This is a genomic window from Burkholderia anthinoferrum (assembly GCF_002925705.1).
Lineage (GTDB): Bacteria > Pseudomonadota > Gammaproteobacteria > Burkholderiales > Burkholderiaceae > Burkholderia > Burkholderia semiarida.
Map to the genome: position 1 here is coordinate 33,175 of NZ_LFZP01000050.1, position 22,133 is coordinate 55,307.

Annotated in this window: 19 protein-coding genes; 8 read left to right on the forward strand and 11 right to left on the reverse strand. The window is 69.3% G+C overall.

From position 1 onward, the window contains the following. Positions 1 to 7: 7 nt before the first annotated feature. Positions 8 to 808, reverse strand: coding sequence for an ABC transporter ATP-binding protein (locus C5F75_RS20145; protein ID WP_060010497.1), 801 nt, complete (start codon positions 806 to 808; stop codon positions 8 to 10). A 227-nt stretch (positions 809 to 1,035) separates the two neighbouring features. On the opposite strand from C5F75_RS20145, the gene C5F75_RS20150 reads away from it, so the two are divergent. After that, positions 1,036 to 2,463 (forward strand): MFS transporter, encoded by a 1,428-nt coding sequence (locus C5F75_RS20150; protein ID WP_060010494.1) that lies wholly within the window; start codon positions 1,036 to 1,038, stop codon positions 2,461 to 2,463. A 137-nt stretch (positions 2,464 to 2,600) separates the two neighbouring features. Here C5F75_RS20150 and C5F75_RS20155 read toward each other — a convergent pair whose 3' ends face one another. Then, positions 2,601 to 4,001 (reverse strand): LLM class flavin-dependent oxidoreductase, encoded by a 1,401-nt coding sequence (locus C5F75_RS20155; protein WP_060010491.1) that lies wholly within the window; start codon positions 3,999 to 4,001, stop codon positions 2,601 to 2,603. Further along, positions 3,998 to 5,257 (reverse strand): acyl-CoA dehydrogenase family protein, encoded by a 1,260-nt coding sequence (locus C5F75_RS20160; RefSeq protein WP_060010488.1) that lies wholly within the window; start codon positions 5,255 to 5,257, stop codon positions 3,998 to 4,000. Before C5F75_RS20160 ends, C5F75_RS20155 begins: the two co-directional genes overlap by 4 nt. A 290-nt stretch (positions 5,258 to 5,547) precedes the next feature. Between C5F75_RS20160 and C5F75_RS20165 the strand changes: the two genes are divergently transcribed. Further along, positions 5,548 to 6,786 carry an SfnB family sulfur acquisition oxidoreductase gene (locus C5F75_RS20165; RefSeq protein ID WP_060010484.1) on the forward strand — a complete coding sequence of 413 codons (1,239 nt, stop codon included), beginning with the start codon at positions 5,548 to 5,550 and terminating at the stop codon, positions 6,784 to 6,786. A 42-nt stretch (positions 6,787 to 6,828) separates the two neighbouring features. Here C5F75_RS20165 and C5F75_RS20170 read toward each other — a convergent pair whose 3' ends face one another. From C5F75_RS20170 to C5F75_RS20205, 8 genes are all read right to left on the reverse strand, one after another. Then, a complete protein-coding gene (locus tag C5F75_RS20170; RefSeq protein WP_059577726.1) occupies positions 6,829 to 7,656 on the reverse strand; it encodes an ABC transporter permease in 828 nt (275 codons plus the stop codon). After that, entirely contained in the window at positions 7,649 to 8,839 is a 1,191-nt protein-coding gene (locus tag C5F75_RS20175; protein WP_104012650.1) for an ABC transporter substrate-binding protein, read from the reverse strand. Before C5F75_RS20175 ends, C5F75_RS20170 begins: the two co-directional genes overlap by 8 nt. Before the next feature lie 16 nt (positions 8,840 to 8,855). Beyond that, positions 8,856 to 9,650, reverse strand: a complete 795-nt coding sequence (locus C5F75_RS20180) for an ABC transporter ATP-binding protein (protein WP_059577731.1) — start codon at positions 9,648 to 9,650, stop codon at positions 8,856 to 8,858. Beyond that, the gene (locus tag C5F75_RS20185; RefSeq protein ID WP_059577734.1) at positions 9,647 to 10,762 is read right to left on the reverse strand and encodes an acyl-CoA dehydrogenase family protein; all 1,116 of its coding nucleotides are present in this window, start codon (positions 10,760 to 10,762) and stop codon (positions 9,647 to 9,649) included. Before C5F75_RS20185 ends, C5F75_RS20180 begins: the two co-directional genes overlap by 4 nt. After that, complete coding sequence (locus tag C5F75_RS20190; protein ID WP_059577736.1) at positions 10,735 to 11,301, reverse strand: carboxymuconolactone decarboxylase family protein; 567 nt, start codon at positions 11,299 to 11,301, stop codon at positions 10,735 to 10,737. The genes C5F75_RS20185 and C5F75_RS20190 overlap by 28 nt, the downstream gene beginning before the upstream one ends. Before the next feature lie 126 nt (positions 11,302 to 11,427). Next, positions 11,428 to 12,387 (reverse strand): AraC family transcriptional regulator, encoded by a 960-nt coding sequence (locus C5F75_RS20195; protein ID WP_059577738.1) that lies wholly within the window; start codon positions 12,385 to 12,387, stop codon positions 11,428 to 11,430. A gap of 175 nt (positions 12,388 to 12,562) precedes the next feature. Beyond that, positions 12,563 to 13,651, reverse strand: coding sequence for an aldose epimerase family protein (locus C5F75_RS20200; protein WP_059608811.1), 1,089 nt, complete (start codon positions 13,649 to 13,651; stop codon positions 12,563 to 12,565). A 27-nt stretch (positions 13,652 to 13,678) separates the two neighbouring features. Next, entirely contained in the window at positions 13,679 to 14,872 is a 1,194-nt protein-coding gene (locus C5F75_RS20205; protein ID WP_059577745.1) for a XylR family transcriptional regulator, read from the reverse strand. Between the two features lie 261 nt (positions 14,873 to 15,133). On the opposite strand from C5F75_RS20205, the gene xylA reads away from it, so the two are divergent. The 6 genes from xylA (at position 15,134) to C5F75_RS36855 (ending at position 22,110) form a co-directional block, all read left to right on the forward strand. Beyond that, positions 15,134 to 16,456 carry a xylose isomerase gene (gene xylA, locus C5F75_RS20215; protein ID WP_059578027.1) on the forward strand — a complete coding sequence of 441 codons (1,323 nt, stop codon included), beginning with the start codon at positions 15,134 to 15,136 and terminating at the stop codon, positions 16,454 to 16,456. 4 nt (positions 16,457 to 16,460) lie between these two features. Further along, entirely contained in the window at positions 16,461 to 17,939 is a 1,479-nt protein-coding gene (gene xylB / locus C5F75_RS20220) for a xylulokinase (RefSeq protein WP_059577748.1), read from the forward strand. A gap of 109 nt (positions 17,940 to 18,048) precedes the next feature. Continuing rightward, positions 18,049 to 19,077, forward strand: a complete 1,029-nt coding sequence (gene xylF / locus C5F75_RS20225) for a D-xylose ABC transporter substrate-binding protein (RefSeq protein ID WP_059577750.1) — start codon at positions 18,049 to 18,051, stop codon at positions 19,075 to 19,077. Positions 19,078 to 19,143: 66 nt separating this feature from the next. Beyond that, on the forward strand, positions 19,144 to 20,703 hold the full coding sequence (gene xylG / locus C5F75_RS20230; protein WP_104012651.1) for a D-xylose ABC transporter ATP-binding protein: 1,560 nt from the start codon (positions 19,144 to 19,146) through the stop codon (positions 20,701 to 20,703). Then, positions 20,700 to 21,899, forward strand: a complete 1,200-nt coding sequence (locus C5F75_RS20235) for a sugar ABC transporter permease (protein WP_059577755.1) — start codon at positions 20,700 to 20,702, stop codon at positions 21,897 to 21,899. Before xylG ends, C5F75_RS20235 begins: the two co-directional genes overlap by 4 nt. A 37-nt stretch (positions 21,900 to 21,936) precedes the next feature. Then, positions 21,937 to 22,110: a hypothetical protein gene (locus C5F75_RS36855; protein ID WP_179231828.1), complete on the forward strand. Its 174-nt coding sequence runs from the start codon at positions 21,937 to 21,939 to the stop codon at positions 22,108 to 22,110. The last annotated feature ends 23 nt before the right edge of the window (positions 22,111 to 22,133 follow it).

Genomic DNA, 22,133 nt, shown 5'->3' on the forward strand with positions numbered 1-22,133 from the left:
GGCGATGTCAGTCCGGCGTGGCCGCCGTGTCGCCGGCCGCGCGATCGTGAAAGCGCTGGAACGCATCGAGCAGCCGCGCGCGCAGCGCGGCCAGCGACGGATCGCGCCGATCGCGCGGCCGCGCGATGTCGACGTGGAGTTCGTCGTCGACGCGGTCCGGGTTCGGCGCGAGCATCAGCACGCGATCGCCGAGATACAGCGCCTCGTCGAGATCGTGCGTGACGACGGTCGCGGCCATCCGGCGCCGCTGGACGACATCGAGTAGCAGCGTCTGCAGGCGCATCCGCGTGATCGCGTCGACCGCGCTGAACGGCTCGTCGAGCAGCAGCAGGTCCGGCTCGCCGAACAGCCCGCGCGCGATCACGGCGCGCTGCGCCATTCCGCCCGACAACGTGGCCGGCAGTTGCCGCGCGACGCCGGCCAGACCGACTTCGTCGAGCAAGCGCGCGACGCTCGGGTCGCGTCCGCCCCGCGCACCGGCCGCGAAGCCGACGTTGTCGGCGATCGACAGCCACGGCAGCAGCCGCGGCTCCTGAAAGATCACGCCGACGCGCGCGGACGGCCCGGCGAGCGCGCTGCCGTCGAGCGTCACGCTGCCGCGGAAGTTCGCGTCGAGGCCGGCGACGATCCGCAGCAGCGTGCTCTTGCCGCAACCGCTCGGGCCGACCACGCAGACGATCTCGCGTGGCGCGACCTGCAACGCGATGTCGGCGAGGACCGTGCGATCGCCATACAGCTTGCGGGCGATCCGCCGGTCGAGCAGCGGTGCGGCGAGGCCGGCCGCCGGGCGGCCGGAAGGAGATAGCACGGCCCGCGCAACTTTATGACGCACGCCGATTAATTTATCGGTTTATATCGCTTGGGATTGCCGGGCCTGGAGAACAGAATTTCCGGTGCCGGCAAGCGACGCATTCGACGACGGCCGGAACGCATTCGTTCGACGGCCCGGGCCGCGATGCCCCTGTCGCGGCGGCCGGCATCCTGCAAACTTCGCCGCTCATTCGCCGGCCATCCGGCGACACACTAAGGAATCCGATGAGTTCGATCGACCTGAGCCCCGTTACGCCGGTTTCTTCCCCCATCCGCTCGGCCAGCGACGTCGCGCGCCTGATCAACACGGTCGACAGTTCGGTCAGCCATGCACGGATGATCGTGCTGCTGGCGCTCGGCGGCGTGTTTCTCGACGCGTACGACCTGACGACGCTGTCCTACGGCATCGACGACGTGACGCGCGAATTCGGGCTGACGCCCGCGCTGACCGGGCTCGTCGGGTCGGCGATCATGATCGGCACGATCTTCGGCAGCCTGATCGGCGGCTGGCTGACCGACCGGATCGGCCGCTACCAGGTGTTCATGGCCGACATGCTGTTCTTCGTGGTCGCGGCGATCGCGGCCGGGCTCGCGCCGAACGTCTGGGTGCTGATCGCCGCCCGCTTCGTGATGGGGCTCGGCGTCGGCATCGACCTGCCGGTCGCGATGGCGTTTCTCGCGGAATTCTCGAAGTTCAACGGCCGCGGCAACAAGGCGTCGCGGCTCGCCGCGTGGTGCCCGATGTGGTACGTCGCGTCGTCGGTGTGCTTCCTGCTGATCTTCGGCCTGTACTTCCTGCTGCCGGCCGAGCATGCGGGATGGCTGTGGCGCGCGTCGCTGATCTTCGGTGCGGTGCCGGCGCTCGTCATCATCCTGTTCCGCAACCGCTTCATGAACGAATCCCCGCTGTGGGCCGCGAATCAGGGCGATCTGGCCAACGCCGCGCGCATCCTGCGCCAGTCGTACGGCATTCACGCGCACGAAGCGCAGGACGTGCGACGCGAGCCGAGCCCGCCGCCGGTGCGGATTCGCGTGCTGTTCCGGCGCCCGTATCTCGGGCGCACGATCGTCGCCAGCGTGATGAACCTGTGCATCCCGTTCGAATACACGGCGATCGCGTTCTTCCTGCCGTCGATCCTGTCGCAATTTCTCGGCGCGGGCGTGTTTGAGACGATCGCGGCATCGCTCGCATTGAACGTGCTGTTCGCGTTCACCGGCGGCTTGCTCGGCATGCGTCTCGCATATCGGTATGCGTCGCGTCATGTCGCGATCGCGGGGTTCGCGCTGCAAACGGTCGCGCTCGTCGCGCTTGCGCTCGCAGGCCATCCGCACGGGGCGATCGCGGTCGGTGTCGTGTTGCTGATGCTCGGTACGTGGTTGTTCGCCGAAGGCTTCGGCCCCGGCGCGCAGATGATGATCTATCCGACGCTGTCGTATCCGGCCGCGATCCGCGGCACCGGTGTCGGCTTCGGGCGGTCGCTGTGCGGCATCGGCCAGGCGCTCGCGCTGTTCGTGCTGCCGATCCTGCAAGCCCGCCTCGGCACCGACATGTTCTGGGTCGTCGCGATCAGCGCGGTCACGCCGATCGTGTTCCTGCTGATCGTGAGGTATGAACCGACGGCGCACGACGTCGACGACGAAAGCGCGGCGTAAGCGCTGAGGGGGCGCTCGCCGTTGCCCCGGAAAATACGCACGGCTTCGTCGGACTGCACGAAGCCGTTTGTGCTGAAGCTGAAGCCGGTCGCCGCGCGAATGCGGACAGCCCGGCTTCGACGTTGTTGGACGTGCAGTTAAGCGCTGACCGCTTCGCGCTCGGCCGCGCGCTTGACCTGTTCGATATCGCGAAACTGGGCGGCCGGATGCTCGTCAGGCAACCGCGCCGAACCGCCGAACAATTTTTCGCGCAGCGTGCCCGGCGCATACGCGGTCGGATACACGCCGCGGCGCTGCAACTCCGGCACGAGATAGCGCACGACGTCCTCGAAGGTTTCATGCGCGACCGCATACGCGAGATTGAAGCCGTCCACGTCGGTCGCGGCCACCCATTCCTGCAGGATGTCCGCGACGGTCGCCGCCGACCCGACGAACACCGGGCCCATCCCGCCGATGCCGCCCCAGGCCGCCAGCGCCTCGATCGTCCACGCGGTGTCGCCGCCCGACAGGTGCTCGACCGCCGACACGATCGCGTTCGTGTCGACGCGCCGGACGGGATCGGTCGGCGCGTACTGGCCAAAGTCGATGCCGGTCCAGCCGGACATGAACACCAGCGAGCCGTCGTACGACACATAGCGGCGATACTCGTCGAACTTGGCCTGCGCCTTCTCGTCGGTCTCGTCGACGATCACCGTCACGAGGTTGTAGATCAGCACCTTCGCCGGGTCGCGCCCGGCGGCCGCGGCCTGCGCGCGCACGTCGGCCACGTAGCGCGCGAGCTGGTCGCGGGTCGGCGCGGCGACGAACACGCATTCGGCGTGCCGCGCGGCGAACGCCTTGCCGGGGCCCGACGCGCCGGCCTGGAACAGCACCGGCGTGCGCTGCGGCGACGGCTCGCACAGGTGATAGCCGGGCACGTCGAAGAAGCGGCCCTTGTGGCCGATCTCGTGCACCTTCTCCGGATGCGTGAACACGCGGCCGTCGCGGTCGCGCACCACCGCGCCGTCTTCCCAACTGCCTTCGAACAGCTTGTACAGCACCTCGACGTACTCGGCCGCGACCGCATAGCGGTCGTCGTGCGTGCGCAGCCCGTGATCGCCGACGTTCTTCGCGCCGCTCTCCAGATACGACGTGACGATGTTCCACGCGAGCCGGCCCTTCGTGTGATGGTCCGCGGTCGACAGCCGGCGCGCGAACGTGTACGGGTGCTCGAACGTCGTCGACGCGGTGATGCCGATGCCGAGATGCTCGGTCGCCATCGCGATCGGCGCGGCCAGTTGCAGCGGATCGTTGACCGGGATCTGCGCGGCCTGGTGCAGCGCGTGATAGTTGCTGCCCTTGTACACGTCGTAGTAGCCGATCACGTCCGCGATGAAGATCGCATCGAAGATCCCGTGTTCGAGCACGCGCGCAAGGTCGGTCCAGTAGTCGAGATCCTTGTACTGCCACGAGCGGTCGCGCGGATGCGCCCACAGGCCGGGCGACTGGTGACCGACGCAGTTCATCTCGAACGCGTTGAAGCGGATGGTCTTGCTCATCGCGCGGCTCCGGTTTCCGCACCGGCGCCCGCGCCGTTACCCACGCGCCACACGAACGGCGGCGTGCGGCCGTTGATGATCCAGTCGCCGACGATGCGCGCCTTGTACACGAGCGGATTGTGCGACGACACCGTGCGTGCGTTGCGCCAGTGGCGATCGAGCGCGGTCGTGCTGCGGGTCGCGGATGCGCCGAGCGCGTCGAACAGGCGCGTCGCCGCGCGCAGCACGAGTTCGGACACGACGAGCTGGCTCTGCGCGGATTCGATTTCGGCCGCGACGTTCGCGGCCTGCTCGGCCGCTTCGTCGCCGCCGAAGCGCGCTTCATAGGCTTGCTGAAGCGGCTGCGCGGCGCGCAGCGCGAGCGCGTCGGCCGCATACGCCCATGATGCGATCTCGCCGATTACCTGCTGCAACTGCGCATCGTCGCCGGCACGCTGCGCATTGCCGTGGCTGTACACGCGCGTGCGGTTGCGCACGAGCTCGCCCGCATCGCGCACGATCGCGTGGCCGATCCCGGCCAGCGTCGCGACGTGGAACAACTGGTAGAACGCGGTCTGGTACTTGAAGCGGCGCGCGAAATCGATCACGTTGTCCGCATCGACCGCCGCATTCTCGAAACGCGTCGTGCCGCTGCCGGTGGTGGTCTGACCGAAGCCGTCCCAGTCGTCGTCGCGGATCACGCCGGGCTGCGCGGTCGCGACGGCGACGATCACGTCGCTGCCGTCGTGCGCGCGCTGCGCGAACACGTCGATCCAGTCGGCGAACAGGCTGCCGGTGCTGTAGAACTTCCGGCCGTTCAGCACGAGCCGGCCGTTCTGCTCCGACACCTTCGTGACGGTCTGGCCGAGCGGCACGTCGCCGGCTTCCGACCACGCATTGCCGACGAGCTGGCCGCTCGCGAAGCGGTCGAACCAGGTCGTGCGCCGCGGCCCGGCCGGCGCATTGAGCCAGTCCTCGACGAACGCGAAGTGCCCGCGCAATGCCTGCGGCAAATTGGAATCGGCGGCGGCGAGCTCGGTCAGCAGCCGGAACAACTGCGGCAGCGATGCGCCGGCGCCGCCGGCGCTCACAGGCAAACGTATCGCGCCGAAGCCGGCCGATTTGAGCCAGCCGATCGCCTCGTGCGGCAATTCGCGGCGGCGATCGCGCTCGGCGGTGCCGGCGGCAATGCGCTCGAAGATCGGCCGGAACCGGCTCGCGAGTGCATCGTAATCGGTACCGGTGGAAAGGTCGGGAACTGCGTGCGATGAAGTCATGCGGATTTCCTCGAAGAGCGTGGCCGTTTGCGCCGGGAGCCCAGTATAGGAAGCGCGACGCGGGCGTTCCAATAACGGATTCTCGGATCGTTATCGTCGCTGCGTATTACCGTCGCCGCGCGGCGCGTATCGGCGTTCCTGCATCGATTGCGACGTCAGAACGCGCAATCGCCTTCGCCATTCGCGCATCGTTTGTGATCCAAAGGAATATCGTTTCGAGAATCGCTCGGTTTTCCCGCCCGCGCGGCGCTGCTAGATTGACTGCTTTGACTATTCGACAGGAGAGCCCGATGTCAGACACGAGCGCGACGATTCAGGAACGGCCGGCCGATGCACGACCGCAGGCGACCCGCGTGATCGCCGACGATGCGGAGGCGATCGAGGTCGCGCAGGCGCTGGCGCAACGCCTGGCGCAAGGGGCCGCCGAACGCGACCGCGAACGCCGCCTGCCGCGCGAGGAAATCGAATGGTTCTCGCAGTCGGGGCTGTGGGCGATCACGGTGCCGAAGGCATACGGCGGCGCGGGCGTATCGCATGTGACGCTCACCGAGGTGATCAAGATCGTCGCCGCGGCCGACGCGTCGCTCGGACAGCTTCCGCAGAATCACTTCGGGCTCGTCGACGTGATCGCGCTCGTCGGCACCGACGCGCAGAAGCGTCATTTCTTCGCCGAAGTGCTGAGCGGCAAGCGGTTCGGCAACGGCTTCTCGGAGAAGGGCACGAAGCACGTGCTCGACCTGAAGACGCGCGTGCGCCGCGACGGCGACGACTATGTCGTCGACGGCACCAAGTTCTACTCGACGGGTGCGCTGTTCGCGCACTACGTGCCGGTGCTCGGGCTCGACGACGCGCGGCAGGCATGGCTTGCGTACGTGCCGCAGCCGACGCCCGGGTTGACCGTGATCGACGACTGGTCGGGATTCGGGCAACGCACGACCGCGAGCGGCACGGTCGTGCTCGACGCGGTGCGCGTGCCGGCGTCGCACGTGCTGCCCGCGCAGCGCGTGTCGGACGTGCCGACGCTCAACGGCCCGCTGTCGCAGATCATCCAGGCGGCGATCGACGCGGGTATCGCGAAGGCGGCCATCGACGATACGCTCGCGTTCGTGCGGACCCGCGCGCGGCCATGGGTCGACAGCGGCGTCGAGCGGGCCGCGGACGACCCGCTGACGATTCGCGAAATCGGCCGGCTGCACATCCAGCTGCATGCGGCCGACGCGTTGCTCGAACGCGCGGCACGCACGCTCGACGAGATCACGGCAAAGGGCGACGTGACCGAGGACGACGTCGCGCGGGCGTCGGTGGCGGTGGGCGAAGCGAAGGTGCTGACGACCGAGGTCGCGCTGCTCGCGGGCGAGAAGCTGTTCGAGCTGGCCGGCACGCAATCGACGCTCGCCGAGCACAACCTCGACCGCCATTGGCGCAACGCGCGCACGCACACGCTGCACGATCCGGTGCGCTGGAAATATCACCTCGTCGGCAACTACTATCTGAACGGCGCGCGCCCGGCGCGCCATGCGTGGAATTGACACGCGGGCGGCAAGCGGCTCGTCCGGCCGCCGCGCATCGCGCTAGCGGTCGGACGCCAGCAGCGCGCGGGTCAACCCCCGCGCGATGCCGTCGAGCGTGAAGCCCAGTGCGCCGATCACGACGATCACCGCCGTCAGTTCCGCATACGCGAGCCGGTCGCGCGTGTCGAGGATCAGGTAGCCGAGGCCCGCGTTGACGCCGAGCATCTCGGCGGGCACGAGCACGATCCACAGGATGCCGATCGCGAGCCGGATGCCGTTGAGCAGCGGCCCCGCGATGGCGGGCAGCACGATGTGCACCAGCAGCTCGCGGCGGGTGGCCGCGAGGCTTGCGCCGAGCTGCAGCCAGCGCCGGTCGATCTGCGCGACGCCGGCCGCCGTGCTCATCAGCACCGGCCACAACGCGGCGAACCCGAGCAGGAAGTAGATCGCGCGATCGCCGATGCCGAACGACATGACCGCGAGCGGCATCCACGACAGCGGCGACACCATGCGCAGAAACTGGAACGTCGGCGACAGCATCCGCTCGACCCATCGCACGCGGCCGAGCAACAGCCCGAGCGGGACGCCGGCCAGCAGCGCCGCGCCGAGCCCGACGCCGATGCGTCGCAGGCTGACGAGCGCGTGTTCGACGAGATGATCGTCCGCGCACAGCGATCGCAGGCTGGTGAACGCGCTGTCCGGCGCGAACTGCCGGCCGAGCGAGCCGGGCTCGGTCAACACGTGGATCGCGGCCCACCAGACGACGATCGTCGCCACGAGCCCGGCGACGCCGAGCCATCCCGCGGCAACGCGTGCCGGGTAGCGGGAGCCGCCGCTGCGGCGCGTGTCGGGTGCGGCCGAGCGGCGGGTGGCGAGCGCGTCAGACAACGATGATCTCCTCGCGCTGGAACGCGCCCGACTGACCGAACGCGGTCAGCCCGCCGACCGCGTCGATGCTCTTGCGCACGAACCGGTCGTCGACGAGATCGCGGGCCGCGAACGCCGGGTCCAGCGACGCGAGGAAGGCGCTGTCGCCGTCGACCACCGTGCGCTTGAGCCGCTGAACCAGCGCCTCGGTATAGCTCGGGAACGGATACGGCTGGAAGTCGATCCGCTTTGCGTGCCAGTCGGCATGGCGGATCGCGCCGCTCGCGCGATAGGTGTCGGCCAGCGACGACGACGGCACCAGCACGCGGTCGAGCGACGCGAGCGTATGCGGCGAATAGCGGTGCGTGCCGTCCTTCGACAGCAACTGCGCGGTTTCCTGCGGATGCGCGCGCGCCCACAGCTGCGCCTTCACGATCGCGTTGACGACCTTTTGCGACCACGCGGGGCGCTGCGTCAGATCGTGCTCATGCATGAACACGACGCAGCATGCATGGTTCTTCCAGACATCGCCGGTAAAGCGCAGGATCTTGCCGATCTTCATCAGTTCCGCGGTCGCGTTGAACGGCTCCGCGACGATATACCCGGCGATCTGGCGCGCGGCGAGCGCGGGCAGCATGTCCGACGGCGCCATCACGACGAGGTTGACCTCGTTCGCCGCGGGCGTCCCGCGCCGCTTGAGCACGGGCACGAGCCCTTGCTGACGCAGCAGGTCCAGCAGCACGACGTTGTGAATCGAGTACCAGAACGGAATCGCGACGGTCTTGCCGCCGAGATCGCGCAGCGAATCGATGTCGGGCGCGACCGTGATCCCGGAGCCGTTCACGTGGTTCCAGGCGACCACCTTCGCCGGTGCGCGGCTGCCGTAGCGCGCCCAAAGCGTCATCGGCGACAGCAGGTGCACGACGTTGACCTGGCCCGACAGGAATGCCTCGACGAGCTGCGCCCAACTGCGCAGCAGCTTCGGTTGCTCGACGGTCAGGCCTTCGGACGCGAAATAGCCGTTGTTGTGGGCCACCAGCAACGGGGCCGCGTCGGTGATCGGCAGATAGCCGATCCGGACCGGCGCATCCGGCTCGGCCGCGGCGTGCGCGTTCGCCATCGAGAGCAACGGGGCGGCGCCCGTCGCGGTGAACAGGGCCGCGAGCTTCAGCCATTCGCGGCGCGACATCGGAATCTGGCACATGGATAGGCGGGTCAGGTCAGTTCAGGGAATGAAGTTCGGACGCGTGCGGGCGCTTCATGCCGGCCTGCAACGCCTTCAGGATGTCGATGCGCATCGCGCCGAGTTCGCTGACGAACGCGTCGCGCGGATGCGGGAAATCGACCCGCCACGCGTCGATGAAGCGCCCTTGCGTGCCGAGCAGCACGATGCGATCGGCCACGAGCAGCGCCTCGTCGATGTCGTGGGTCACGAGCACCGTCGCGCATCGCGTCGTCGATACGATGTTCACCAGCAACTGCTGCATCGCGGCGCGCGTGACTTCGTCGAGCGCCGAGAACGGCTCGTCGAGCAGCAGTGCGTGCGGCTGACGCGCGAGTGCACGCGCCAGCGCCGCGCGCTGCGCCATCCCGCCGGAGAGCTGGGCCGGGCGCAGCGACGCGGCGGCTTCGAGCCCGACCGCGCGCAGCGCCGCGCGGACGCGCTCGCGTTGCTGATCGCGCGTGAGCCGAGCCTGATGCGCGAAGGCGAGGCCGAACGCGACGTTCTTTTCGGTCGACAGCCACGGCAGCAGGCACGGATCCTGAAACGCGATCGCGATCCGCGGGTGTGGGCCCCGCAGCGTCGTGCCGTCGAGCGACACGGTGCCGGATTGCGGTTGCTCCAGCCCGGCCAGTGCGCGTAGCAGGCTCGACTTGCCGGTCCCGCTCGGGCCGATCAGCGCGACGATTTCACCGCGATCGACCGACAGCGACACATCGGCAAGCACGGGAGTGCGCCGTTCGCCGCCGTAGCCGAGCGTCAGATGGCGCGCGTCCAGCAGCGGCGGCGTCATGCGGCGATGCTCCGCGTCTGCGCGGCGAGTTGCGCCTTCAGTTGCACGACGCTCGGCGTGACGATCGGAATGAACGCCGCTTCGCGCCAGCGTCGCTCGAAGCCGAGCCCCGCGTCGCGCAGGTAGCCGCGGCCGCCGCTCGCCTCGAGTTCGAGGTTCACGGCCGTGGCCACGTGTGTCGCGAGCGCGATGCGCAGCTCGAACAGGCGGTTCGGGTGCAGGCGCAGGCTGCCGTCGGCGATGCCGGACGACAGTTGCGCGCATGCGGCGGCCAGTCCGGCCGCGCAGGATTCGACTTCGGGGCCGAGAATGCCGCGCGTCGTCTCGGCCGCGCGTCGCGCTTCGGCCAGCGCGCGCCGCGCGAGTCCGATCGACAGCCCGCACTGCAAGCCGAGGAAGGCCGGTCGCACCGCGGGCAGGAACGTTTGCGCATCTGGATGGATCAGCCACGCGGTGTCGCTCGGCACGTCGTCGAGATGCAGCGCGGCGGTGTTGCTGCCGCGCAGCGCGATCAGGTCGAGATCCGTGCTGCGTGTCAGGCCGGGCGCGTCATCGGGAATCGCGACGATCGCGGACGGCCTGCCGTCGCCGAACGCAACCGCGGCCGCCACGACGAACCGTTCCGTGCGCAGGTTCGTCACCCACGCCATCCTGCCCGTCAGCCGCCAGTCGTCGGCGCTTTCCGCGTGCGGCGTCGCGTCGATCTGAAGCGACTCGATGCCGGACAGATACTTCATCGCGTTCGACAGGCCGCTCGCGCCCGCGCAACGGCCGTCGAGCAGCGCCGGCAGCCAGCGCTCGCGCAGCGCGGCGTTCGGGCTTTGCAGCAGGTATTCGATGAAGCTGCGCTGGCCCCACAGCACGAAGGCCGCGGTCAGCGAACGTTCGGCCACCGCCGCGATGCCCGCGATGGCGTCCGTGGTCGTCCCGCCCGCGCCGCCGAGGCTCGCCGGCACGCCGGTCCGGAACAGGCCGGCCGCCGCGAGACGCGGCACGACGTCCGCTTTCAGCGCGGCGCTCGTGTCGAGCTGCGTGGCGTTCGCGTCGAGCCAGTCGGCGAGCGACGCGTCGAGTGCGGGCGCCGTCAGGCGGCCTGTGTCCGGGGTTCCCATCGGTATGCGGCCAGTTCGGGGTTGAGTTCGTTGCGCGCCAGGTTGTTCGCGAAGTTGCACAGCGTCGCGAGGCTCACGCCCAGCACCACTTCGAGCGCGTTCGCTTCGGTGAAGCCGGCGGCCAGGAATGCGTCGAGCGCGTCGTCGGTCACGCCGCCGCGCGTCGCGATCACGGCGCGCGTGAAGGCCGCGACCGCGTCGAGCCGCGGATCGGCGACCGGCTCGCCGTCGCGCAGTGCGTCGACGTCGGCGCGATCGACATGGGCTTTCTTCAGCGCGGCGGCGGTGTGTCCGGCCACGCAGAACGCACAGCCGTGGACGGCGGCCGCGGTGATCTGCACGGCTTCGCGCTCGGCGAACGTGAGGCCCGCGCGGCTGTTGATCTCCGCGACGGTCAGATAGGTTTCGAGCGCGACCGGCGCATTCGCGAGCGAGCGCACGAGGTTCGGCAGGAAACCGTTCGCGCGCTGCGATTTTTCCAGGAAAGGCTGGCTGGGTGCGGGCGCGGTTTCGACGGTAGGCAAGGGCAGGCGGCTCACAGGATTCTCCGGAGGGGCAGTGAGAGCATTGTCGAGGCGGCACCCCCGCCGGACAATGCGCGAACATCCGCGATTCCTGTGCGTTCGTCCCGCGTCGTGCGTTTCGACGGCGCGCCGGCCCGTCGGCTAGTGCAGGCGCGCCGCCGATTGCGACGCGTCGTCACGCCCGCGCCGCCACGCGCCGGGCTGCATGCCCATCGTGCGCTTGAACGCATGCGCAAAGGCCGACTCCGACTGATAGCCGACGAGTTCGCCCGCACGCGAAATCGGCAGGCCCTGTTCCAGCAGGTCCGCCGCGAGCCGCATCCGCACCAGCGTGACGAACTGCATCGGCGGATGGCCGGACGCTTCGCTGAAGTGCTTGCAGAACGCGGTGCGGGACATGTTCGCGAACGCGGCCATCGAGTCGGTGGTCCACGCGTCGGCGGGTGCGTCGATGATCGCGGCGACGAGCGTGCCGAAGCCGGTCCGCTGCATCAGCGACGCGAGCCCGCTGGCCACGGTATCGTGCCCGGCGGCGTCCCGTACCGCGTAGAACAGCAGCAGTTCGACCAGCTTGTCGATCAGCGGGGACGGCGCGTCGACGCCGTGACGGCCTTCGGCGCGAATCAGCTCGAACAGCCCGCGGATGCCGCGATAGGCGTCGTCGCCGCGCCGCACGATCAGGTACTCGGGGAAGAGCGACACGATCGCGCGCGACACGGTGGAGTGGAATTCGATGAAACCGCAGGCAAGGCCGACGCTGCCGTCGACCGACGCGTCGAGCGGTTGCATCGACCCGCGTCGCTTGAGCGGGTGGCTGCCCGCGACCGCGCAGGCCTGCGGGTTGACCGGGCTCGGCGACAGCCCGTGCGGCACGTCGCGCAACAGAAAGACGGCTTCACCGGCGGCAACCGGAATGCTGTCCCGCCCGTCGGCGAAGTGAAGCCATGCCGATCCATGCAGGAGGATGTGGAAGCTCGCCTTCGCACGGCCGGCGGTGGACGCCTGCCAGTCGCCGCAATACTGGCCGACGTGGAAAAGCTGGCTTTTCGGCTCCAGGCTGGACAGCAGCCAATGGACGACCTTGTCTGTTTGCGCGGACATTCCGATGCTGGAGGATGGGTGACGCGCCCATGCTACGGGCTGCGCCGCGCCGCTCAAACCAACGAATCGTAGAAAGCATTTTCCTGCCGTCGCAATGTCACGCGAGGCGGCGCGGCATCGCGATCGGCCGGAATTCGCACGGCGTTACCCGGGCGCCGGCGATGCAGCCCACCCGCTATGCATGCACCCCCACCCGATACCGCGTGGTCTGTCGATACACGTCGCCCGGATGAACGATCACGTCGTCGCGCAGCCCGTCCATGTTGACCTGATTCGGGAACCCGCCCGCCTCGACGCACAGCGCCGCGTGCCGCACGCACGGCGTGCCGCCGCTCACGCGCAGGCCGTCGAGATAATTGCCCGTATAGAGCTGCAGGCCGCGCTGATCGGTCGATACGGTCAGCTCGCGGCCGCTTTCCGGATCGTAGATTCGCGCGACGGGCCGGACTTCGCGCGCGCCGTTGCCGACGACGTAGCAGTGATCGAAGCCGCGCGCCCGCGCCAGTTGCGCATGCGGCCAGTCGAGGCGCGCGCCGAGCGGCGCGCTTTGCCGGAAATCGAACGCCGTGCCCGTCACGTCGGCCGTGCCGGTCGGGATCAGCGCGTCGTCCACTTCGAGGAATGCGTCGGCGTCAATGTGCAGCAGATGGCCGCGCACGTCGCTGCCCGCGCGCCCGTTCAGGTTGAAGTAGCTGTGATTCGTCAGGTTCAGCGGCGTCGGCGCGTCGGTCCACCCCGTGTAGTCGATCGTCAGCGTGCCGTCGTCGTCGAGCGTGTAGCGCACCTGCACGCTGACGTTGCCGGGGAAGCCCGCGTCGCCTTCCGGCGAATCGAGCCGCAGCGTGAGCCCGCCGCCATCGTCGAGCACGTCCCACCGCGCGCGATGAAAGCCGTTCGCGCCGCCGTGCAGCAGGTTGCCGTTCTCGTTGCGGTCGAGCAGGTAGTCGACGCCGTCGAGCGTGAAGCGCGCGCCGGCGATCCGGTTCGCCCAGCGGCCGACCGTCGCGCCGAGATAGGCGCCGGATGCGAGGTATTCGGCCGGCGTGTCGTGCGCGAGCACGATATCGGCCAAGCGCCCCGTGCGGTCGGGCGCGAGCCACGACACGACGGTCGCGCCGAGGTCGCTGACGACGACGCGCATTCCGTGCGCATTGCGCAGCGTATAGCGCCGCACGGGCTCGCCGTCGGGCAACGTGCCCCACGGCTCGGCGTGCACGCGTGCGACGCCGGGCGTCAGGTATGAGGAATCGGTATCGATATGCATGAGTGGAGGTCGGGTGGGCGGCGGGCGTCAGTTCGTGGCGGCCGCGCGTTCCTGATATTCGCGCGGCGTGCAGCCGAGTTCGCGCCGGAACACCGCGTACATGTATTGCAGCGACGTGAAACCGCAACGGATCGCGACTTCGGCGCTCGACGCCTGCCGGCCGGCAAGCAGCGCCTGCGCGGCTTCGAGCTTGTGGCGCAGGATCTCCTGGTGCACGGTGCGCTGCAGTTCGCGCCGGAAGTGCTCCTCGAGCAGCGAGCGCGACACGCCGACATAGTCGGCGACCTGTTCGGTCTTGATCCCCTGGCACGCGTACTGGCGGATGAAATGCCGCGCGCGCATCACGTGCGGGCTCGCCAGCGGCTGGTGGCGCGTCGATTCGAGCACGTTGATGCCGACCGGCGGCACGAGAATGCGCTGCCCGGGAAAGCGTGCGCCGCGCAGCATCCGGTGCAGCAGATGCGCGGCGGTGCGGCCCATTTCCTCGGTGCCCTGGATGACCGACGACAGCGGAATGCGCGTCAGCGTGCGCGTGAGCGGATCGTTGTCGATGCCGATGATCGCGACCTGTTCCGGCACCGCGATGCCGGCGATCAGGCAGGCCTGCAACAGATGCCGCGCGCGTGCATCGGTCACCGCGATCACGCCGACGGGCTTCGGCAGCGCATGCAGCCAGCCGATCAGTTGCTCGATCGCGTGATTCCAGCCCGACGCGCTCGTCGACAGCCCGCGATAGATCGGCGCGTCGAGCCCGTCCGCGCGCGCGAGCCGGTCGAACGCGAGCTCGCGCTGCTGCGCCCAGCGGTTCTCCTGCGCGACCGGCAGGCTGTACATCGCGAAGTGCGCGAGCCCCGCGCCGATCAGGTGCGTATACGCGAGCGACACGAGCTTCGCGTTGTCCGTCGCAATATATGGGACATCGTCCGGGTATTGCGCCGGGTCCTCGTACGACGAGCCGATCGCGACGATCGGCAGCGGCGAGCCGGCGAGCGCGTCGGCGACGGCCGGATCGTCGAAGTCGGCGATGATGCCGTCGCCGTCGAAACGCTCGATGCCGGTGAGCCGGCAGCGGAAATCGTCTTCGAGGAACAGGTCCCACACGACGCGCGTCGTGTGCAGGTACTGGCCGATGCCGCTGATGATCTCGCGGTCGTAGACCTTGTTCGCGTTGAACAGCAGCGCGATGCGGTGCGGTGTCTGGGCGGAAGGGGCGCGTGTCATCTGGGTGTCGGGGCGCGCCTTGCGGGCGCGGTGCCATTGTCTCCGGGGCGCGCCCGGGACGGCGGCGCGCGGGTTGGTGTACGGCGATTGTAGGACGGAACGCGCGCCGCACGCAGCGGCTGGCAAGAAACATCAAGCGTGCTGCGCAATTTCGCAATTGCCGGGCGGCAGGCGCGGGGGCACGATCCAGCCAACCGAATTCGGCCGCGTGCGTCGTCGCGATGCACGTTGCGCCGCAACAAGAACCTGCACGGAGACGCCATGTCGTATTTCGAACACATTCCCGCGATTCGCTACGAAGGCCCGCGGTCGGACAACCCGCTCGCCTATCACCACTACGACCCCGAGCGGCGCGTGCTGGGCAAGACGCTCGCCGAGCATCTGCGGATCGCGGTGTGCTACTGGCACACGTTCGTGTGGCCGGGCCACGACATCTTCGGGCAGGCCGCGTTCCAGCGGCCGTGGCAGCAGCCGGGCGACGCGCTCGAGCGCGCGCGGCAGAAGGCCGATGCGGCGTTCGAGTTCTTCACGAAGCTCGGCACGCCGTTCTATACGTTCCACGACACCGACGTCGCGCCGGAAGGCGACAGCCTGCGCGAATACGCGGCCAATTTCGCGCGCATGGTCGACTATCTCGGCGAGCGCCAACAGGCGAGCGGCGTGCGGCTGCTGTGGGGCACCGCGAACCTGTTCTCGCACCCGCGCTTCGCGGCCGGCGCCGCGACGAACCCGAACCCCGACGTGTTCGCGTGGGCCGCGACCCAGGTGTGCCATGCGCTCGACGCGACCCACCGGCTCGGCGGCGAAAACTACGTGCTGTGGGGCGGCCGCGAAGGCTACGAAACGCTGCTCAATACCGACCTGAAGCGCGAACGCGAGCAGTTCGCGCGCTTTTTGTCGATGGTCGTCGAGCACAAGCACCGGATCGGCTTCAAGGGCGCGCTGCTGATCGAGCCGAAGCCGCAGGAGCCGACCAAGCACCAGTACGACTACGACGTCGCCACCGTGCACGGCTTCCTCGTGCAGTACGGATTGCAGAACGAGATCCGCGTGAACATCGAGGCGAATCACGCGACGCTCGCGGGCCATTCGTTCCATCACGAGATCGCGAACGCATTCGCGCTCGGCGTGTTCGGCAGCGTCGACGCGAACCGCGGCGATCCGCAGAACGGCTGGGACACCGACCAGTTCCCGAACAGCGTCGAGGAACTGACGCTCGCGTTCTACGAGATCCTGCGCCACGGCGGCTTCACGACCGGCGGGATGAACTTCGACTCGAAGGTGCGGCGCCAGAGCATCGACCCGGAAGACCTGTTCTACGGTCACGTCGGCGCGATCGACGTGCTCGCGCTCGCGCTCGAACGCGCGGCGGTGCTGGTCGAGAACGACCGGCTCGACGCGCTGCGCCGGCAGCGCTACGCGCAGTGGGACGACGCGTTCGGCCGCAAGATCCTGTCGGGCGGCTATACGCTGGAGTCGCTCGCGGCCGACGCGCTCGCGCGCGGCGTCGACCCGCGGCACGTGAGCGGCGCGCAGGAGCGGCTCGAGAACATCGTGAACCAGGCGATCTACGGGCTGCGCTGACGCCATGTACATCGGACTCGATCTCGGCACGTCCGGCGTGAAGGCGGTGCTGCTCGACCGCGACGGCGCGGTGCGCGCGAGCGCGAACCGCCCGCTGACGGTGAGCCGGCCGCAGCCGCGCTGGTCCGAACAGGCGCCGCGCGACTGGTGGGACGCCGCATGCGGCGCGCTCGCCGCGCTCGTGGCGGATGCACGCGCGGCCGGCATCGACCCGCGCGACATCCACGCACTCGGGTTGACCGGGCAGATGCACGGCGCGACGCTGCTGGATGCGCATGGCGACGTGCTGCGCCCCGCGATCTTGTGGAACGACGGCCGGGCGGACGCCGAGTGCGAGGAGCTCGAACGGCTCGCGCCCGCGCTGCGCACGGTGGCCGGCAACGTCGCGATGCCGGGCTTCACGGCGCCCAAGCTGCTGTGGGTGCGTCGGCACGAACCCGACGTGTTCGCGCGCATCGCGTACGTGCTGCTGCCGAAGGATTATCTGCGCTACCGGCTGACCGGCGCGTTCGCGACCGATCCGTCGGATGCCGCGGGCACGTTGTGGCTCGACGTCGCGAAGCGCGACTACGACGATACGCTGCTCGCCGCGTGCGGGCTGTCGCGCACGCAGATGCCGGCCGTGTTCGAGGGCAACGCGGTGACCGGCACGCTGCTGCCGGCCGTCGCGCGCGCGCTCGGATTGCGCGAGATTCCGGTGGTGGCCGGCGGCGGCGACAACGCGGCCGGCGCGGTGGGCGTCGGGATCGTGCGGCCCGGCGACGCGCTGCTGTCGCTCGGCACGTCGGGCGTGTATTTCGCGGTGTCGGACGGGTTCCGCGCGAATCCCGAATCGGCGGTGCACAGCTTCTGTCATGCGCTGCCCGATACGTGGCACCTGATGTCCGTGATGCTGAACGCGGCCGGCTGCATCGACTTCACCGCGCAACTGGCCGGTTACGACGGCGTCGCGGCGCTGCTCGACGATGCGCAGACGAACGCACGCGAGAGCCGCCCGTGGTTCCTGCCGTACCTGAGCGGCGAGCGCACGCCGCACAACGACGTGAACGCGAAGGGCGTGTTCTACGGGCTCACGCCCGACACGCGGCGCGCGGATCTCGCGAACGCGACGCTCGAAGGCGTGGGCTTCGCGCTGCTCGACGGCATCGACGCGCTGCATGCGGCCGGGCTCGCGCCCGACAGCATAACGGTGATCGGCGGCGGCTCGCGCAGCGCGTACTGGACGCAGATGCTTGCCGACCTGAGCGGCCGTGCGCTGACGCTGCGCGCGGGCGGCGAGATCGGGCCGGCGCTGGGCGCCGCGCGCCTCGCCCGTCTCGCGCTCGAACCGGATGCGGCGCTTGCCGACGTGTGCCCGCAGCCGAGCGTCGTCGCGGTGCGCGAGCCCGATGCCGGGCGGCACGCGTGGTATCGCGACGTGCGGCGGCCGACGTTTCGCGCGCTGTACCGTGCGCTCGAACCGGTATTCGCGACGGGCGCCTGACCGGCGGTGCGCCGGCGCGGACCCGCGCGCGGCAGTGACTCGATGCGGGCGGTGCAATCCGGCGGCCGCCCGCGGTTCGTGAGGTGGTTCCATAACAAGGAGTGGAGACATGAAATCCGTGACGCGTCGTACCGTACTGAATTCCCTTGCCGGCGCCGCCGCGCTGGCGGTGTTCGCGTTGGGCACGCCGCTCGCGCACGCGAGCAAGGACAAGCCCGAGATCGGCTTCTGCATCGACGACTTGCGCGTCGAGCGCTGGTCGCGCGACCGCGACTATTTCGTTGCAGCCGCAACCAAGCTCGGCGCGAAGGTGTCGGTGCAGTCGGCCGATGCGAGCGAGGCGCGGCAGATTTCCCAGATCGAGAACCTGATCTCGCGCGGCGTCGACGTGATCGTGATCGTGCCGTTCAACTCGAAGACGCTCGGCAACGTCGTCGCCGAAGCGCGCAAGGCCGGCATCAAGGTCGTGTCGTACGACCGCCTGATTCTCGACGCGGACGTCGACGCGTATATCTCGTTCGACAACGAGAAGGTCGGCGAGCTGCAGGCGCAGGGCGTGTTCGACGCGAAGCCGAAGGGCAACTACTTCCTGCTGGGCGGCGCGCCGACCGACAACAACGCGAAGATGCTGCGCGAAGGGCAACTGAAGGTGCTGAAGCCGGCGATCGACCGCGGCGACATCAAGGTCGTCGGTCAGCAGTGGGTGCCCGAGTGGAGCGCGTCGACCGCGCTGCGGATCGTCGAGGACGCGCTGACCGCGAACAACAACAAGATCGACGCGATCGTCGCGTCGAACGACGGCACGGCCGGCGGCGCGATCCAGGCGCTCGCCGCGCAGCATCTGGCCGGCAAGGTGCCGGTGTCCGGGCAGGATGCGGACCTGGCCGCGGTCAAGCGCGTGATCGCCGGCACGCAGACGATGACCGTCTACAAGCCGCTGAAGCTGATCGCGAGCGAAGCCGCGAAGCTTGCCGTCGATCTCGCGAAGGGGACGAAGCCCGCGTTCAACGCGCAATACGACAACGGGAAGAAGAAGGTCGATACGGTGCTGCTGCAGCCGACGCTGTTGACCAAGCGCAACGTCGACGTCGTCGTGAAGGACGGCTTCTATACCCAGGCCCAGCTGGCGAGCCAGTAAGCGGGCGACGGACGCGACGCGCGGCCGCCGCGACGGCGGCCGCGTTTACTGCGAGGCAATGAACGAATGACGGAACCCTTGCTGACGATGCGCGGCATCGTCAAGGCCTTCGACGGCGTGAAGGCGCTCGACGGCATCGACCTGAGCGTGCGCCCCGGCGAATGCGTCGGGCTGTGCGGCGAGAACGGCGCCGGCAAGTCGACGCTGATGAAGGTGCTGTCGGGCGTGTACCCGCACGGCACGTGGGACGGCGAGATCCGCTGGGAAGGCGCGCCGCTCGTCGCGTCCGGCGTGCGCGATACCGAGCGCGCGGGCATCGTGATCATCCACCAGGAGCTGATGCTCGTGCCCGAGCTGTCGGTCGCCGAGAACATCTTCCTCGGCAACGAGATCACGCTGCCGGGCGGGCGCATGCATTACGCGGAAATGGTGCGACGCTCTGAAGCGCTGCTGCGCGAGCTGCGGATCGACGCGATCAACGTCGCGCAGCCGGTGATGAACTACGGCGGCGGCCACCAGCAACTGATCGAAATCGCGAAGGCGCTGAACAAGCGCGCGAAGCTGCTGATCCTCGACGAGCCGTCGTCGTCGCTGAGCGCGTCGGAAACGCGCATCCTGCTCGACATCGTGCGGGACCTGAAGCGGCGCGGCGTCGCGTGCGTCTACATCTCGCACAAGCTCGACGAGATCGACGCGGTGTGCGACACCGTGACCGTGATCCGCGACGGCCGCCACGTCGCGACCGAACCGATGGCCGCGCTGACCACCGACCGGATCATCGCGATGATGGTCGGCCGCGAGATCCGCGACCTGTATCCGCGCGAGCCGCACGAGATCGGCGACGTCGTGCTCGACGTGCATCACGTCACCTGCCACGACGTGACGAATCCGCGCCGCAAGCGTGTCGACGACGTGTCGTTCAGCGTGCGGCGCGGCGAGATACTCGGCGTTGCCGGGCTGGTCGGCGCGGGCCGCACCGAGCTGATGCAGGCGATTTTCGGTGCGTATCCGGGCGACTGCACGGCGAGCGTGCGGATGAACGGCCGGCCGCTCGCGATCCGCTCGCCGGCCGATGCGATCCGTGCGGGTATCGCGATGGTGCCGGAGGACCGCAAGCGCCACGGGATCGTGCCGCGGCTCGGCGTCGGCCACAACATCACGCTGGCGGTGCTGCGCCGGTTCGCCGCGCGCGGCCGGATCGACGCGGCCGCCGAACTCGACGCGATCCGCACCGAGATGCAGCGGCTGTCGGTGCGTGCCGCGCATCCGTTCCTGCCGATCGCGAGCCTGTCCGGCGGCAATCAGCAGAAGGCGGTCCTGGCCAGGATGCTGCTGGCCGACCCGCAGGTATTGATTCTCGACGAGCCGACCCGCGGCGTCGACGTCGGCGCGAAGGCGGAGATCTACCGGCTGATCTTCGCGCTCGCGAAGCGCGGCGTCGCGCTGATCGTCGTGTCGTCGGAGCTGCCGGAAGTGCTCGGGCTCGCCGATCGCGTGCTCGTGATCGGCGAGGGCGAGCTGCGCGGCGACTTCGTCAACGACGGCCTCACGCAGGAACAGATTCTCGGCGCCGCGCTGACGCCCGCGCGGCGTCCGGCCGAACCCATTGCAGCGAGCACGACATGAACACCGAACTTTCGTCTTCCCGGCCCGTGTCGCCGGACACCGATACGCGCGTCGCGCGCGGCCATCCGCTGCGACGCATCTTCGTGCGCTACAAAATCCTTGCGCTGCTGTTCGCGGTGGCCGCGATCTGGGCGTTCTTCTCGGTGCTGACGGACGGTGCGTTCGTCACGCCGCGCAACCTGTCGAACCTGCTGCGGCAGATGTCGATCACCGGCATGCTCGCCTGCGGGATGGTGTTCGTCATCATCGCCGGCGAGATCGACCTGTCGGTCGGCTCGCTGCTCGGGCTGCTCGGCGGCGTCGCCGCGATCCTCGACGTCAACCGCCACTGGCCGGTGGCGGCGACGGTCCCGGCCGTGCTCGCGCTCGGCGTGCTGATCGGGCTCTTCAACGGCTGGTGGTCGACCTATCGGCGCGTGCCGTCGTTCATCGTCGGGCTCGGCGGGATGCTCGCGTTCCGCGGCATCCTGCTCGGCGTCACGGGCGGCTCGACGATCGCGCCGGTGTCGGACGGCTTCGTGTTCATCGGGCAGGGCTATCTGCCGCGCGTGGCGGGGGACGGCCTCGCGGTCCTGCTGTTCGCGCTCGCGGCGCTGCTGGTGGTGCGGCAGCGCGGCACGCGGCATCGCTACCGGCTCGCGGTCGCGCCGCTGTGGCAGGACGTCGCGAAGATCGTCGGCGCCGGCGCCGTGCTGTTCGCCTTCGTCGCGACGCTCGACCGCTACGGCGGCATTCCGGTGCCGGTGCTGCTGCTGCTCGCGTTGCTCGGCGTGTTCTCGTGGATCGCGACGCAGACGGTATTCGGCCGGCGCATCTATGCGGTGGGCTCGAACCTGGAGGCCACGCGGCTGTCGGGCGTGGACACCGATCGCGTGAAACTCGCGATCTTCGCGCTGATGGGGCTGATGTGCGCGTTTGCCGGCCTCGTGAACACGGCGCGGCTCGCGGCCGGGTCGCCGTCCGCCGGCACGATGGGCGAGCTCGACGCGATCGCCGCGTGCTTCATCGGCGGCACGTCGATGCGCGGCGGATCGGGCACGGTGTACGGCGCGCTGATCGGTGCACTCGTGATGGCGAGCCTCGACAACGGGATGTCGATGCTCGACGTCGACGCGTACTGGCAGATGATCGTCAAGGGCGCGGTGCTGGTGCTGGCGGTGTGGATCGACGTGGTGTCGCGGTCGAGCCGGCGGTGACGGGCCGGCCGGTCGCGTGCCGGAAAAGGGGAGGACCATGGAACGAAACACGATGCGCGTGCCGGGTGTTTCCGTGCGGCCGGCCGGGCCGTTCGCGATGCGCATCGCCGACCAGTGCGGCCGTTCCCCGCCCGACGCGGCCGACTTCGCGCCGACCGACATCATTCGGCTGGCGCGCATCGTCGAGCGGATCAAGCGGGACGGCGCGTAGAAGCGCGCGGCCGTATCCGCGGG